We start from the raw sequence: 15,896 nt of genomic DNA, 5'->3' as shown, positions 1-15,896 counted from the left end.
CTGCCTCTTTCTTTATTCCCTGGCCGGCACCCCGTCATCATCGTCCAGTTGCTCGGGGTCCAGCCTGCCGATCTGCTTGTTGGCGATCACGGTGATGCCCCACATCACCACGCCCAGCGCCAGCAGCCAGCCCGCCACCTGGTACTGGATGACGTCGCGGCCCGTGATGGGCGTCACCAGGAACAGGCACGCCGCCGCGCCCAGCACCGCCACCACGGTGTTGGTGCGGAAGTGCTGGTGCTCTACCTTGTGGCGGCGCAGCACCAGCACGGCCACGTTCACGAAGGCGAACACGCCCAGCAGTAGCAGCGCGGTGGTGCCGCCCAGCGCCTTGATGGCCTGCGATTCGACGTTGGCGACCAGCACGATCAGCGCCACGCCCAGCACGGTGGTGAAGACGATGGCGGCCCAGGGCGTGCGGGTACGCTGGTGCACGGCAGCCAGGAAGCGCGGCAGCACGCCCTGGCGCGACATGCCGTACAGCAGGCGGCTGGCCATCAGCATGTTGATGAGCGCGGAGTTGGCCACCGCGAACATCGAGATGATGGGCATGATGGTGTCCATGGGCAGGCCGGGCGCGGCGCGCTCGACCACCAGCACCAGCGGCGTGTCGCTGCCGGCGAGTTCGCCCACGGGAATCAGCGCCACGGCGCAGATGGACACCAGCACGTAGATGACGGCGGTGATGCCCAGGCCCGTCAACATGACTTTCGGGAAGATCTTGTGGGGCGCGTGGGTTTCCTCGGCCATGTTGACCGAGTCCTCGAAGCCCACCATCGCGAAAAAGGCCAGCGCCGTGGCGGAGGTGATCGCCAGGAACACGCTCTTGTCCTCGGGCGTGTCGAAGGCCACGACGCGCGAGAAGTCCGCCTGGCCGCCCGCCATCGCATAGAAGCCCAGGCCGATGACCAGCAGCAGGCCGGTCAGCTCGACCAGCGTCAGCACCACGTTGAACTTCACGCTTTCCGAGACGCCGCGGAAGTTGATGACCATGATGAGCAGCATGAAGCCGACCGCGCCCAGCATCACCATGTTGCCGTCCGCCTCGATGCCGAAGGCCGCGAACATGTTGGCGGCGAAGGCGTTCGAGGCCGTGGCCGAGGACGTCAGCCCCGAGCACATGACGGTGAAGCACACGATGAAGGTCAGGAAGTGCACGCCGAAGGCCTTGTGCACGTACAGGGCGGCGCCCGCGGCCTTGGGATACTTGGTGACCAGTTCCAGATAGGAGAAGGCGGTGAGCAGGGCCACGCCGAAGGCCACGAGGAACGGCGCCCAGGCCGCCCCACCCACTTCCGCCGCCACCTGTCCGGTCAGGGCATAGATGCCGGTGCCCAGGATGTCGCCGATGATGAACAGCAGCAGCAGCTTGGGTCCCATGACCCGCTTGAGCGGGGTGTTGTCTTGCGTCGTCGTCGCGTGATCCGTGGTGGCCATGTTCCCCTCCAGCCTTGAACGGCGGGGGACATGTCGCGCACTCCCGCCTTGTGCACCGATTCTAGAAGCGCGGATGAAAGCCAAATGCAAGCAACGCTGCAAGCAAAGGTCACAATTGTTGGATTCCTACCGGAAAATCCAGCATTCCGAAGCCAGCACTGACGCGCCGTAACCCGCGCAGCATGGCTGTTACACCCGCGCCAGGGAATGGCAACACATGGCAGCAAACCTGCGAGCACTCCCCCCGGACAGGCGGCGGCGCCTCTAGAATGCCAACACGCAATGCCCGGCCCGCGTCGCAGCCACCCCAGTGAGCCAGACGGCCAGGCGAGATCAAGGAGTCCGCCATCGCCTCCGCTCACCTCCAACAGAGACTGGCCGTCCGCGGGCTGCTGCGCTTGCCATGGGCGCCGGCATTGCTGGCGGGGGCGGTGGTGTTGGCCGCCTGCCTGGCGGGGCTGCTGACGCGGCCGGTGGGATTCCTGGCCTTTTTCTGGCCGGCCAATGCCCTGCTGCTGGGGCTGATGATCCGCGTGCCTGGCACCGCGCGTCCGTCCGGCTGGCTGGCCGCGGGCGCGGCCTATATGGCGGCGGACCTGATCATCGGCACGCCATTGCTGACGAATGTCATCCTGAACGCCGCGAACCTGGCGGGCGTCGGCCTCGCCTATGCGGTCTACACCCGGCTGCCACCCGGCCTGCGACGGCTGCGGCATCCCGCCTCGCTGCTCCATCTCACGCTCGTGGCTGTCGCGGGCGGCGCCGCCGCGGGCGTGATCGGCGGCCTGGCCAACCCGATCCTGTTCGGACGCAGCGTGATTTCCGGCTGGGTATTCTGGTGCGTCACGGAGATCGTCAATTTCATCGCCATCCTGCCCGCGCTATTGAGCGCGCCCACCCTCGCGGCGTGGCCGCGCGTGCGCGCGCAACTCGCTCGCACGCGCTGGACGGATTACCTCCCCGTGCTTGCGCTGGCGCTTTCCTGCCTGGCGGCACTGCTGATAGGGGGCCCGGGTACGCTGGCCTTCCCGGTGCCCGCGCTGCTGTGGTGCGCGCTGGCCTATCCCGTCTTTCCCACGGCGGTCCTGACCTCGCTGTTCGGCTTCGGCACCTTGTCACTCGTCGCCGCCATGCCCGTCTTCGACGTGGCAGCCTCCCAGGCGACAAGCGACCTGATATCGGCCAGGCTGGGCATTTCGCTCGTGGCGCTCGCCCCCATCATGCTGGCAATCGCCATGCAGAACCGCAACAGGCTCATGGCCCGGCTGCAACACCTGGCCGCCCACGACACGCTGACCGGCGTGGCCAACCGAGGCGCCTTCCAGGCGCGGGCCCAGGCGCTGCTTTCCAGCCGCCACGGACCCGCCGCGGCGCTGATGATCGACCTCGACCACTTCAAGAGCGTGAACGACACCGTCGGCCATGCGGGCGGCGACGCCGTCCTCGTCACGTTCTCGCAGCGCGTGGCGCAATGCCTGCGCAGAGACGACGTGCTGGGCAGAGTGGGGGGCGAGGAGTTCGCGGTCTGCCTGCCCGACTGCCCGGCACGGGACGCGATTGGCATCGCCGAACGCATCCGCGCCGCGGTCAAGCAGCCCATACGGCTGAGGGACGGGCGCCAGTTGACCGTGACGGCCAGCGTGGGCCTGTCCACGACGGACGGTACCGCTCCCGTCGCGCTCGAGGCCCTGCTCGCCGAGGCCGATGCCCGGCTCTACGACGCCAAGTCACGCGGCAGGGACCGCGTGGAAGGCATCAGCCCAGGCTAGAGGCCAGCACGCGCTTCAGCGCCGCCTCGGGCTCGCCGCTGCGGCGCGCGTAGTCGGCAAGCTGGTCTTCGCCGATGGTGCCCACGTTGAAGTACTGCGATTTGGGATGGCTGAAATAGAAGCCCGACACCGCCGCCGCCGGGAACATGGCGTAGCTCTCGGTGAGCTGCATGCCGATTTCCTCGGGCGCCAGCGTGTCGAACACACTGCGCATCACGCGATGCTCGGGGCAGGCAGGATAGCCGGGCGCGGGCCGGATGCCCTGGTACTTCTCGGCAATCAGCGCCTCGTTGTCCAGGTCCTCGCCGGGCACGTAGCCCCACAGGTCGCGCCGCACCCGCGCGTGCAGGCACTCGGCGAAGGCTTCCGCCAAGCGGTCGGCCAGCGACTTCAGCATGATGGCCGAATAGTCGTCGCCGGCGGCCTCGAATTCCTTTTCCTTCTTCTCCACGCCCAGGCCCGCGGTGACCGCGAACATGCCGATGTAGTCGACCAGGCCGCTGTCGCGCGGCGCGATGTAGTCGGCCAGGCATTTGTTCTCGACGCCTTCGCGCTTGACGCCCTGCTGGCGCAGGTTGCGCCAGGTGAAGAGCACCTTCTCGCGCGTCTCGTCGGCATAGACTTCGATGTCCTCGTCATTGACGCGGTTGGCCGGATGGAAGGCCGCCACGCCGCTGGCGGTCAGCCAGCGGCCGTCGATGATGCGCTTGAGCATGGCCTGGCCGTCCTCGAAGACCTTGCGGGCCTGCTCGCCCACCACCTTGTCCTCCAGGATGGCGGGGTACTGGCCGAACAGGCTCCAGGTCTGGAAGAAAGGCGTCCAGTCGATGTAGCGCGCCAGCTCCGCCAGGTCGTAGTGCTTGAACGTGCGGCGGCCGATGAACTTGGGCCGCGGCGGCGCATAGGCCGACCAGTCGATGTCCGGGCGCGCCGCGCGCGCCTCGGCCAGCGGCATGAGCGGCGTGGCCTTGCGGTTGGCGTGGCGGCGGCGCACGTCCTCGTAGTCCTGCTTCAGCTCGTCGATATAGGCCTGCGCCTTGTCCGACACCAGGTTCTGCGCGACGCCCACCGAACGGCTGGCGTCGGGCACGTAGATCACCGGGCCGTCGTAGTGCGGCGCGATCTTCACCGCCGTGTGCACGCGGCTGGTGGTGGCGCCGCCGATCAGCAGCGGCGTCTTGCGCTCGGCGAAATACGGGTCGCGCTGCATCTCGCTGGCCACATAGGCCATTTCCTCGAGGCTGGGCGTGATCAGGCCCGACAGGCCGATCATGTCCGCCTGCGCTTCCTTGGCGGCCTCCAGGATCTTGGCGCAAGGCACCATGACGCCCATGTTGACCACTTCGAAGTTGTTGCACTGCAGGACGACCGTGACGATGTTCTTGCCGATGTCGTGCACGTCGCCCTTGACGGTGGCGATCACGATCTTGCCCTTGGCGCGCACGTCGCCGCCGGCCGCCGCGATCTGGCGCTTCTCTTCCTCGATGAAGGGCACCAGGTGGGCCACGGCCTGCTTCATGACGCGGGCCGACTTCACCACCTGCGGCAGGAACATCTTGCCCTCGCCGAAGAGGTCGCCCACGATGTTCATGCCATCCATGAGCGGGCCTTCGATCACCTCGATGGGCCGGCCGCCGCGCGCGGCGATCTGCTGGCGGATCTCTTCCGTGTCCTCGACGATGAAGGCGGTCAGGCCGTGCACCATCGCGTGGGCCAGGCGCTTTTCCACCGGCTGCTCGCGCCAGCTCAGGTCTTCCTCGCGCTTGGCGCCGCTGCCCTTGACCGTGTCGGCGAACTGCACCAGCCGCTCGGTGGGCGTGCGCGTGTCGTCGCTGTCCTTGCGGCCCACAGGCGTCTCGCGATCCAGGATCACGTCCTCCACCAGGTCGCGCAGCTGCGGCGCCAGGTCGGCATAGACGCCCAGCTGGCCGGCGTTGACGATGCCCATCGTCATGCCTTCGCGGATGGCGTAATACAGGAAGACCGTGTGGATAGCCTCGCGCATGGGCTCGTTGCCGCGGAACGAGAAGCTGACGTTGGAGACGCCGCCCGAGATGCGCGCATGCGGCAGGTTGTCGCGGATCCAGCGCGTGCCTTCGATGAAATCCACCGCGTAGTGGTTGTGCTCGTCGATGCCGGTGGCGACCGCGAACACGTTCGGATCGAAGATGATGTCCTCGGGCGGGAAGCCCACCTCTTCCACCAGCAGCTGGTATGCCCGGCCGCAGATGTCCTTGCGGCGCTGCAGCGTATCGGCCTGGCCTTCCTCGTCGAACGCCATGACCACCACGGCCGCGCCATAGCGGCGGCACAGGCGCGCGTGATGCAGGAAGGGCTCGATGCCTTCCTTCATGGAGATGGAGTTCACCACCGGCTTGCCCTGCACGCACTTCAGGCCGGCCTCGATGACCTCCCACTTGGAACTGTCGATCATGACCGGCACGCGGGCGATGTCGGGCTCGGACGCGATCAGGTTCATGAAGCGCGCCATGCAGGCCACCGAATCCAGCATGGCTTCGTCCATGTTGACGTCGATGATCTGCGCGCCGTTCTCGACCTGCTGGCGGGCCACGGCCAGGGCCTCGTCGTACTTTTCCTCGCGGATGAGGCGGGCGAACATCTTGCTGCCGGTGACGTTGGTGCGCTCGCCCACGTTGACGAAGAGCGTCTCCTCGTCGATGTTCAGCGCCTCCAGGCCCGACAGGCGGGTCTTGACCGGCACCTCCGGCACGACGCGCGGCGTGAGCGTGCGCACCGCCTCGTCGATGGCCTGGATGTGGTCGGGCGTGGTGCCGCAGCAGCCGCCCGCCATGTTGACCAGCCCGGCGCGCGCGAACTCCTCCAGCAGCGCCGAGGTGTCGGCCGGGGTTTCATCGAAGCCGGTCTCGGCCATGGGGTTGGGCAGGCCGGCGTTGGGATACACGCAGACGAAGGTGTCGGCGATCTTGGCCAGCTCGGCGATATAAGGACGCATCAGCGCCGCGCCCAGCGCGCAGTTCAGGCCGATGGTGACCGGACGGGCGTGGCGCACCGAGTTCCAGAAGGCCTCCACCGTCTGGCCCGACAGGATGCGGCCCGAGGCATCGGTGACGGTGCCCGAGATCATCACGGGCAGGCGCACGCCGCGCGCCTCGAAGACCGCCTCCACGGCGAAGATGGCGGCCTTGGCATTCAGCGTGTCGAAGATGGTCTCGATCAGGACGATGTCGATGCCGCCATCGAGCAGGCCGTTCATCTGCTCGACATAGGCCTCGCGCAACTCGTCGAAGGTGACGTTGCGCGCGCCGGGGTCGTTCACGTCGGGCGAGATCGACGCCGTCTTGGGCTGCGGGCCCAGCGCGCCGGCCACGAAACGCGGGCGCTCGGGCGTGCTGTAGGCGTCACAGGCCTCGCGCGCCAGCTGCGCCGAGACCTTGTTCAGTTCGTAGGCCAACTCCGGCAGGTCGTAGTCGCCCTGGGCAATCGAGGTGGCGCCGAAGGTGTTGGTCTCGATGACGTCCGCGCCAGCGGCCAGGTACTGGCGGTGGATCTCGCTGATGACGTCGGGACGCACGAGCGACAGCAGCTCGTTGTCGCCCTTCAGGTCCTTGTGGTGATCGGTGAAGCGCTCACCCCGGAAATCGGCCTCGCCCAGCTTGTAGCGCTGGATCATCGTGCCCATCGCGCCATCCAGGATCAGGATGCGGCGCCCCTCGCCCAGCAGGCGCGCGAACTCGGCGCCGTGGGTATAGGACTCGGGAGGAAAGGGCAGCGAGGGGAAGGGCATGTGTGGACCAGGTGCGACGAAAAGGCCCGCCACGCGCGGCAGGGCCAGGAAAATCAATCAGTTATCGTAACAAAATGATGACGCCGTGATAGAGTCTCGCCCCGAACCGGTGCTTTCGATGCACGGCGCGCCCGGCAGCAGTTCATGACGGCGCGCCTCGCATCGGGAAAGTTCAAACGGGAAACAGGAAGAGGCCGCCCGCCGCGTCGTCGCGCCGCAACGTCTCCAGCCTGTGCTGCCCCCGCAACGGTCACTCCGCGCGCTGCCGCCGCGGACGAGCCCGATACCGGCCGGTTCACCACGGAGGATGCCCCGCGCCTGCCGCACACGCTCGGCTGCGCCCATGGCGCGGCCACCCTCCATGTCGAGAATGACGTGCGGGGACGCGCGTCCACCCGAGGTGACTCCTTCCATGAAACGCACTGCCCTGCGCCCCTACGCCGGCGCCGCCCTGCTCGTGGCGCCGCTGCTGGCCCACGCCCAACCCGCCCCCGCGCCGGCCCAGCTGGACTCCGTGACCGTCACCGCCTCGCGCGTGGCCGCGGACACCGACAGGCTGCCGGTCGCCTACGACATCATCACCGCCCAGGACATCGCCAACAGCAGTGCCCGCAACGTGCAGGAGCTGCTGTCGACGCAGACCGGCGTGCACCTGCTGAACAGCTCGGGTTCCAGCGACCGCCAGACCATCGACCTGCGCGGCTTCGGCATGACCGGCTCCAGCAACACGCTGGTGCTGATCGACGGCGTGCGCCAGAACGACAACGACCTGTCCGCGCCTTCGCTGGGCGCGGTCCCGCTCGCCAGCATCGACCGCATCGAGATCATCCGCGGCAGCGGCGCGGTGCAGTACGGCGGCGGCGCCACCGGCGGCGTCATCAACATCATCACCAAGACCGGCTTCAACGCCGAGCACCGCGTACAGCTGTCCCACACCGTGGGCAGCTACGACCTGCACCAGACCGACGCCTCGGTGGCCCTGCACAATGAGCGGGTTGCCTTCGACGCCTACGGCCAGGTCATGCGCACCGACAACTACCGCGACAACAACGCCGAGCGCCGCGACAGCGGCGGCGCGAGCCTGGCCTTCCGCCACGACGGCGGCCAGATCCGCGGCTACGTGCGCACCAGCAGCCAGAAGCTGGAATTGCCCGGCGCGCGCGGCGTGCCCAACGCCATGGGCGAGGACGAATATCACAACGACCGCCGCGGCGCGACGACGCCCGACGACTACGTGCGCCTGCACACCGATGCCTTCGGCCTGCAGGCCGAACAGCGCATCGGCACCGGCACGCTGTATGCCGACCTGGGCCAGCGCGACAAGCGCCTGTATGGCCTGAGCTTCGGCAGCACGGTGCGCGAGCAGGATCTGGACGAAAGCACCGCCAGCGTGCGTTACCGGCTGCCCTTCAACGGCGGCCACAGCCTGGTGGTGGGCGCGGACTGGCAGCGCGGCACCCTGGACGGCGAAGAGCGCAGCGCCTTCGGCGACTCGGCCTGGCGCACGTCCCAGACCCAGCGCGGCATCTTCGGCGAAGTGCAGATCCAGGCGACCGAGTCGACGACCGTGACCGTGGGCGGCCGCCGCCAGGCATCGGACGACCGTATCACCGTGCGCCAAGGTTTCGCCCCCGAATCCGACCAGTCGCACCGCCTGGGCGCCTGGCAGGCGGGCGTGCGCCAGCAGCTCGGCAATGACTTCAGCGCCTATGCCCGCATCGGCCGCAGCTTCCGCATCGCCAACGCGGACGAGCTGATGTCGCTGTTCGGCCGCGACCCGCTGATCCCGCAGACCTCGGTGGACAAGGAAATCGGCGTGGACTGGCGCTCGGGCGCCACCCGCGCGCGCGTGTCGTTCTTCCAGTCGGACCTCGACAACGAGATCCACTTCAATGCGCTGGACGGCGGCGGCTTCGGCTCGAACGCCAACCTGCCGCCCACGCGCCGCCGCGGCATCGAGATCGAAGGCAGCCACGCGTTCAGCGACGCGCTGTCGTTCAACGCCAATGCCACCTGGCTGCAGGCCCGCTTCCGCGAAGGCACCTTCGCGGGCGTCGACCTGGCCGGCAAGACCGTGCCGCTGGTCCCCACCTGGATGGCCAATGCCAGCGTGACCTGGCGTCCGATCTCCGAGCTCGCGCTGAACCTGGGCGCGCAGTACGTCGGCAAGACCCGCCTGGACAACGACCAGGCCAACCAGTTCCACGCCCGCCTGCCGTCATACGTGCTGGTCAACGGCCGCGCCAGCTACCAGATCACCAAGAACGTGGAAGCCAGTTTCGCGGTGAACAACCTGTTCGACCGCAAGTACGCCACCTACGGCGTGCGTGCCGGCTCGGTGGGCGAGGCCGGCCGCTACAACCTGTACCCGGCAGCCGAGCGCAACGTCATGGCCACGCTGGCCGTGCGCTACTGAGCATGCCCCCCCCGGTGTCCCGATTGATATCGAACCGGGCGCCAGTCGCGGCGGCGCTCGCCGCCGCGCTGGCCCTGTCCGGCTGGGTGCATGCCGCCGCGCCGGACTCGCCTTCCACGGCCATCCTCATCCTCGATGACGATGGCCGTTCCATTTCTCTGCCCGCCCCCGCGCGGCGCGTCATCACCCTGACGCCCCACGCGACCGAGCTGGTCTATGCCGCCGGCGGCGGCGACCGCCTGGTCGCCACCGTCGCGTCTTCCGACTATCCGCCCGACGCGCGCGCCCTGCCCCGCGTGGGCCTGGGCATGACGACCAATCCCGAAAGCCTGGCTGCCCATGCTCCCGATCTCGTGATCGGCTGGCGCACCGGCAGGATGGATCCCGCCGCCACCGCGCTGGCCCGTCTGGGCACGCCGCTGTTCGTGAGCGCGCCCGGCACCCTGGCCGACATCCCCGGCACGCTGGAACGCTTCGGCGGCCTGCTGGGCACGCAGGCGGTGGCGCAGCCCGCGGCGGATGCGCTGCGCACGCGCCTGGCCACGCTGGCCGCGCGGTATGCGCACAAGCCGCCCGTGCGCGTGTTCGTGCAGATCGGCGAACGCCCGCTCTATACCTTGAATGGCGCGCACATCGTGAGCGACATGCTGCGCGCCTGCGGCGCGGTCAATGTGTTCGCGGACCTGGCCCTGCCCGCGCCGCAGGTCAGCGAGGAAAGCGTGCTGGCCGCGCGGCCCGATGCCGTGCTGCTGGGCGCCGGCCCCGACAGCGCCCGGCTGATTCGCGCCTGGCAGGATCGCGGATTGCCGGCTGCGATGTCCGGCCATGCCTATGCCCTGGATCCCGATACGCTCTGGCGTCCGGGCCCGCGCATGATCGATGCCGCCGAAACGCTGTGCCCCTTGCTGGACGCGGCACGCAGACCGCAAGGCTAGAGGCCCGGCACGGCGCCTGTCCCCGCCCCAGGCGAGCGATACACTGCAAGGCCCCGCCCATCTCGTGCCTGCCATGCATCTCCTTTCCCTGCGTGCCCTGATCGCCTGCCTGGCACTGCTGGGCGCCACCAGCGCCCTCGCCGCACGCGCGAGCCCGGCCTTCATGTGGCTGGGATCGATCTCCGCGCCGCAGGAGTATCCGGTTGAAGTCTACGAAGGCGCACTGATCGCGGACGGCTACAGCTATCCGTTCAGCCCCATCTGGGGACTCATCCATGGCGGCTGGGGACAGCCCGGCGGCGTCATGAGCCTCGGCGCCAGGCCGCAAGCGCTGCCGCACACCTTGCGCATCACCTGGTATGCCGTCAAGGAAAAGGTCTTCTACACCGGCGAATGGCCGCTGGACACCGCAAGCCTGAACGCGCGCTGGGAAGCAGCCCGGCCCAATCCCCGTACCGGCAAGCGCTCGCCCTATACCTCCCTGCTGGTCGGCTTGGGCCCAGCGGGCAAGGTGGTGTTGTGGGCGCACGGCTCGGTCAGCCAGGTCCAAGTGGGCAGTTTTCGGGCACGAGCCACCACGCTCACGCAAGAAGATGCGCGCGAGGATTTCCAGTTCTTCTTCCGCGATGCGTATCGCCATACCGTCCATGCCGAACGCGAGCTTTATGCACCCGCGCTGCTCGCCCGGCTGAAGAAAGAGGGCTGGCCCGATCCGGCGCGCTATGACGCCTACGAGACCCGGTATCCCTGGCAAATCGACGGTTCCCGCCTGGGCCGGCAAGGCCCGATCAGACTGCTTTACCAGGCCTTCAACGGCGACCTCGACATTCGCGTCCCACAAGCGTTGGAGACCGCGCCTGCGCCACGCCCCTTGCCGCGGCGCATCCAGGCCGTCTGGCACGATCCGGAGGGCAGGGAGTGGGTGATGGACATGCACCTCGCGTTCGAAGACATCAAGGCGGCCATGGACGCGCTGGACGGCGCCACCGACATCCGGTTACGCATCGAGACCCATCCGGACGGCCCCCGCCTTTATGCTGTTTCCGCCCGGCAGGCCCTGCAGGTCCGGCTCCAGCATGTCGATGTCGTGACGGATTGACGGCCCGGGCGCCTTTCGTTGCGCAGCGCCCTGACGCGGCCTTATCCAACAGGATACATTTCGATGAAGCAGCACGCGGGCTGGACACTGGTGTTCGGCATGAGCCTGGCATTCACCGCGCAGGCCCAGGACGTCAGGACGCCCACCGAAAAAGAAGCCGCCACCGCGGTTGCCGAGATGCTGCCCGACTACGCCGACTACCTGGACGGCGTGAAGCTGGGCACCTGCATTCCGGCCGTCGCCGCCAGCCAACCGGGCCAGGTTGCCTGCACCGCGGCCATCCGTCTGGGCGCCGCCGCCAACGAAACCCAATTGGACTTCGTGCCTCGGGGCCAGGCCTGGGATGCCATGCCCAGCAGCTCGCAGGACAAACTGCCGTTCCCCGATCCGAAGCTGCACTGATTGCCAGTGTGGGTACAGGGCGGCGCCCGGCCCAACTGCTTTATCATGGGGGTTTCCTTTCGCTGCGGGTCATGCGCCCCGCCGCCTTGCACCCCATCATGACGACTACGGACACTCTGACCATCGCGGGCACCGCCTACGGCTCGCGCCTGCTGGTGGGCACCGGCAAATACAAGGATTTCGACCAGACCCGCGACGCGATCGAGGCAAGCGGCGCCAATATCGTCACGGTGGCCATCCGCCGCACGAACCTCGGCCAGAATCCCGGCGAGCCCAACCTGCTGGACTACCTGCCGCCCTCGCGCTACACGCTGCTGCCCAATACCGCCGGCTGCTACAGCGCCGATGACGCGGTGCGCACGCTGCGCCTGGCGCGCGAACTGCTGGACGGCCACGACCTCGTCAAACTGGAAGTGCTGGGCGACTCGCACACGCTCTTCCCCAACATGCCCGAGACGCTGAAGGCGGCCAGGACGCTGGTCGACGATGGCTTCAAGGTCATGGTGTATTGCACCGACGATCCCATCCAGGCCCGCATGCTGGAAGACATCGGCTGCGTCGCCGTCATGCCGCTCGCGTCCCTCATCGGCTCGGGCATGGGCATCCTGAACCCCTGGAACCTCAAGCTCATCATCGACCAGGCCCGCGTGCCCGTCATCGTCGACGCGGGCGTGGGCACGGCATCGGACGCCGCCATCGCCATGGAACTGGGCTGCGACGCCGTGCTGATGAACACCGCCATCGCGGCGGCCCAGGACCCGGTGCGCATGGCAGGCGCCATGCGCAAGGCCGTCGAGGCCGGCCGCGACGCCTTCCTGGCCGGCCGCATGCCGCGCAAGCGCTACAGCGGCGCGCCCAGCTCGCCCACCGAAGGGCTCATCACCGGCGGCGCGAACTGAACGCCATGGCCAGCGCCTCCCGCGCGCGCGCCCAGGGCGCGCCGATCCCCAACGCCCTCACGATCGCCGGCGTCGACCCCTCGGGCGGCGCCGGCATCCTGGCCGACGTCAAGGCCATGAGCGCCCTCGGCGCCTATGGCTGCGCGGTCATCGCCGCGCTGACCGCCCAGAACACACAGGGCGTCTCGCACATCTCGCCGGTGCCGCCCGCCTTCGTCGGCGCGCAGATCGACACGCTGTTTGCCGACGTGCGCATCGATGCCGTGAAGATCGGCATGCTGGGCCAGCGGCCCGTCACCGAGGTCGTGGCCGAGAAGCTCGCCAGGTACCGGCCCGCCCACGTGGTGCTGGACCCGGTCATGGTGGCGAAAAGCGGCGACCTGCTGCTGGAGAACGACGCGGTGGGCGCGCTGCGCGAGGCCCTGCTGCCCCAGGCCACGCTGCTCACGCCCAACCTGCCAGAGGCCGGCGTCCTGCTCGGCGAACGCGCGGTGGAGACGGTCAAGGAAATGCGCCGCGTGGCGGAAAAGCTGCGTGAACGCATGGCATATTCCGGCCACCGCTGGGTGATGCTCAAGGGCGGCCACCTGCCTGGCCAGGACACCGTCGACCTGTTGCACGATGGCGACCGCATGATCGAACTGCCGGGCCTGCGCGTGGAAACCCGCAACACCCACGGCACGGGCTGCACGCTGTCGGCCGCGCTGGCCGCGCTGCTGCCCCAGACCGGCGACGTGCCCGAGGCGGCCCGGCGCGCCAAGGCCTACCTGACGGAGGCCATCCGCCACGCCGACCTGCTGCAGGTGGGCAGCGGCCACGGCCCCGTGCACCATTTCCACGGCTGGTGGCGCTGAGGCCCGAGCCACATTTCTGCGGCACGTGAAACTAGCCGCTACAATGGCTTGCGACCCCCGCGCCCTGCCGCGGTCGCTTCGCGGGCCGGACACCCTCCCGCCCCCTCCCTCCCCAAGTGCCCGAAGTGCCAGACATGAACGCATCCACTCTGCCCGACGTCGAAAAAGCCCGCTTCAACATGGTGGAACAGCAGATCCGCCCCTGGGACGTGCTGGACTCCAACGTGCTCAACGCCCTCAGCCAGGTGCGCCGCGAACTGTTCGTGCCGCCTGCCGTGCGTGCGCTGGCCTTTTCCGACGTGGAACTGCCGCTGGAAATCAACGGCACCGACACGCACCAGACCATGCTGTCGCCCAAGGTCGAAGCCAAGCTCGCGCAGGAACTGCGCCTGCAGGCCAGCGACTGCGTGCTGGAAGTGGGCACGGGCTCGGGCCACCAGGCCGCGCTGCTCAGCAAGCTGGCCCAGACGGTCGTGTCGGTGGAAATCGACAACCGCCTGAGCGCCTTCGCCCAGCAGAACCTGCAGCTCAACCACATCGCCAACGTCAAGGTCGAGACCGGTGACGCCAGCAACGGCTGGGGCTCCACCGAGTACGACGCCATCCTGCTGACGGGCTCGGTGCCTGTCGTGCCGGACGCCTTCAAGTACCAGCTGCGCGTCGGTGGCCGCCTGGTCGCCGTGGTGGGCCAGGGCATGCAGATGACCGCTTGTCGCATCACGCGCACGACGGCCGCGACGTTCGAGACCGAGAACCTGTTCGAGACTGTCATCAAGCCCCTGCGCGGCGCCACCGTCTCCAAGTTCAAGTTCTGACCCCATGCGGGACGGGCTGCGCAAGAAGCTGGTCCTGCTGTCGCTAGTCGGTGCGGGCCTGGTGGGCAGCAGCCTGCCTGCCGCCGCGCAGGACCTGATCCAGTCCTGGCAGGCCGCCCTGGCCCGCGACCCCGTCTATGCCGCCGCGCGCGCCGCCTATCGCGCCGGCCAGGAAAGACTCCCCCAGGCCCGCGCGGCCCTGCGCCCCACCGTCACCGCCGAAGTCGGCGCGGAATACCTGGAGGTGCGCGGCGCCAGCAACCTGTCGCGCGCCGATTCCGGCAACCGCGGCACCTGGGCGCTGGCGCTGACCCAACCGCTCTTCGACCGCGCCGCCTGGGAAGCCATGGACCAGGCCAGGCTGCTGGTGGCCGACAACGAGGTCGCCCTGGCGCAGGCCCAGCAGGCGCTGATCCTGCGGCTGTCACAGGCCTATTTCGACGTGCTGGCGGCCCAGGACACCCTGGCGGCCATCGAGGCCGAGAAAAGCGCCGTGGCCGAGCAACTGGCCTTCGCCAAGCGCAATTTCGAACTGGGCAATGCCACCGTCACCGACACCCACGAAGCGCAATCGCGCTACGACCTGCTGATCGCGCAGGAACTGGCAGCGGGCAACACCCTGGACCTGGCGCGCGACACGCTGGCCACGGTCACCGGGGAGCGCCCGCTGGCGCTGGCCGAACTGCCTTACGAAACCCGCCTGCCCGCCCCCGTGCCCGCCCGCCAGGACGACTGGATCACGCAGGCCACCCGCGCCAGCCTGGCCGTGCAGCGCACGCAGCTGCAGACCCAGGCGGCCCAGCGCGGCATAGAAATCGCCCGTTCCGGCCACTATCCGCGGCTGGACCTGCGCGCCTCGTCGGGCAGCGCCACCAACAGCGGCCTGCAGAACCGCAACCTGCCCGCCAGCCTGTCGGGCCGGCCGCTGGACAGCAACGTCGGCGTGGTGCTCTCCATCCCCATCTATACCGGCGGCGGCACCTCCTCGCGCGTCACCGAACAGATCGAACTGGCCGAACAGGCCCGCCAGAACGCCCTGGCCGCGCGCCTCGAGGCAGAGCGCGACGCACGGCAGTTCTTTTCAGGGGTCACCACGGGCCTGGCGCGCATCCGCGCGCTGGAGGCCGGCGAACTGTCCAGCCGGTCGGCCGTGCAGGCCAACCGCACCGGCTATGAAATGGGCGTGCGCATCAACCTGGACGTGCTGAACGCCCAGCAGCAGCTCTACACCACGCTGCGCGACCTGGCGCGCGCCCGCTACGACACGGTCATGGCCAGCCTGCGCCTGCGGGCCGCCACCGGCACGCTGTCGGAGAGCGACCTGGAAGCCGTGAACCGACTGCTGGTGCCCGCCACCGGCGAAGCCGGCTCGCGCATGGCCGAGCGCGCCCGCGCCGCCCGCCAGGCGACCACGCCGCCTGGCGTGACGCGCTGAACGCGCACGCAGCGCACGCAGCGCACGCAACCGGATCATCAGGGAATCACGGCGGGAACCCCGCCGCAG

The 15,896-nt window shown here is 68.8% G+C and carries 11 protein-coding genes; 9 read left to right on the top strand and 2 right to left on the bottom strand.

Translation table 11 applies throughout. The annotated features are described in order from the left end of the window. Positions 1-12 precede the first annotated feature (12 nt). Entirely contained in the window at positions 13-1,437 is a 1,425-nt protein-coding gene (locus tag ODI_RS02875) for an APC family permease (protein ID WP_067753839.1), read from the bottom strand. A 398-nt stretch (positions 1,438-1,835) separates the two neighbouring features. On the opposite strand from ODI_RS02875, the gene ODI_RS02870 reads away from it, so the two are divergent. Next, positions 1,836-3,206 (top strand): GGDEF domain-containing protein, encoded by a 1,371-nt coding sequence (locus tag ODI_RS02870; RefSeq protein WP_157929703.1) that lies wholly within the window; start codon positions 1,836-1,838, stop codon positions 3,204-3,206. On the opposite strand, the gene metH is transcribed toward ODI_RS02870, so the two are convergent. Continuing rightward, positions 3,193-6,972 carry a methionine synthase gene (gene metH, locus ODI_RS02865; RefSeq protein WP_067753965.1) on the bottom strand — a complete coding sequence of 1,260 codons (3,780 nt, stop codon included), beginning with the start codon at positions 6,970-6,972 and terminating at the stop codon, positions 3,193-3,195. The genes ODI_RS02870 and metH overlap by 14 nt on opposite strands. Before the next feature lie 412 nt (positions 6,973-7,384). On the opposite strand from metH, the gene ODI_RS02860 reads away from it, so the two are divergent. The 8 genes from ODI_RS02860 to ODI_RS02825 all read left to right on the top strand — a co-directional run bounded on the left by ODI_RS02860 (position 7,385) and on the right by ODI_RS02825 (position 15,827). Continuing rightward, positions 7,385-9,388 (top strand): TonB-dependent receptor, encoded by a 2,004-nt coding sequence (locus ODI_RS02860; protein WP_067753834.1) that lies wholly within the window; start codon positions 7,385-7,387, stop codon positions 9,386-9,388. 2 nt (positions 9,389-9,390) lie between these two features. Continuing rightward, positions 9,391-10,323 (top strand): cobalamin-binding protein, encoded by a 933-nt coding sequence (locus ODI_RS02855; RefSeq protein ID WP_067753832.1) that lies wholly within the window; start codon positions 9,391-9,393, stop codon positions 10,321-10,323. A 73-nt stretch (positions 10,324-10,396) separates the two neighbouring features. Further along, positions 10,397-11,422, top strand: a complete 1,026-nt coding sequence (locus tag ODI_RS02850) for a DUF2931 family protein (protein ID WP_157929702.1) — start codon at positions 10,397-10,399, stop codon at positions 11,420-11,422. A gap of 63 nt (positions 11,423-11,485) precedes the next feature. Further along, a complete protein-coding gene (locus ODI_RS02845; protein ID WP_067753828.1) occupies positions 11,486-11,824 on the top strand; it encodes a hypothetical protein in 339 nt (112 codons plus the stop codon). Between the two features lie 98 nt (positions 11,825-11,922). Then, complete coding sequence (locus ODI_RS02840) at positions 11,923-12,723, top strand: thiazole synthase (RefSeq protein ID WP_067753962.1); 801 nt, start codon at positions 11,923-11,925, stop codon at positions 12,721-12,723. Positions 12,724-12,728: 5 nt separating this feature from the next. Continuing rightward, on the top strand, positions 12,729-13,577 hold the full coding sequence (gene thiD / locus ODI_RS02835; protein ID WP_067753826.1) for a bifunctional hydroxymethylpyrimidine kinase/phosphomethylpyrimidine kinase: 849 nt from the start codon (positions 12,729-12,731) through the stop codon (positions 13,575-13,577). A gap of 134 nt (positions 13,578-13,711) precedes the next feature. Continuing rightward, the gene (locus ODI_RS02830) at positions 13,712-14,392 is read left to right on the top strand and encodes a protein-L-isoaspartate O-methyltransferase family protein (protein WP_067753823.1); all 681 of its coding nucleotides are present in this window, start codon (positions 13,712-13,714) and stop codon (positions 14,390-14,392) included. Between the two features lie 16 nt (positions 14,393-14,408). Continuing rightward, a complete protein-coding gene (locus ODI_RS02825) occupies positions 14,409-15,827 on the top strand; it encodes a TolC family outer membrane protein (protein ID WP_408635934.1) in 1,419 nt (472 codons plus the stop codon). The last annotated feature ends 69 nt before the right edge of the window (positions 15,828-15,896 follow it).

The sequence above is a fragment of the Orrella dioscoreae genome (genome assembly GCF_900089455.2).
Taxonomy (GTDB): Bacteria; Pseudomonadota; Gammaproteobacteria; order Burkholderiales; family Burkholderiaceae_B; genus Orrella; species Orrella dioscoreae.
Note: the sequence above shows the minus strand (reverse complement) of the source record. Positions and strands in the feature narration are given on the sequence as shown.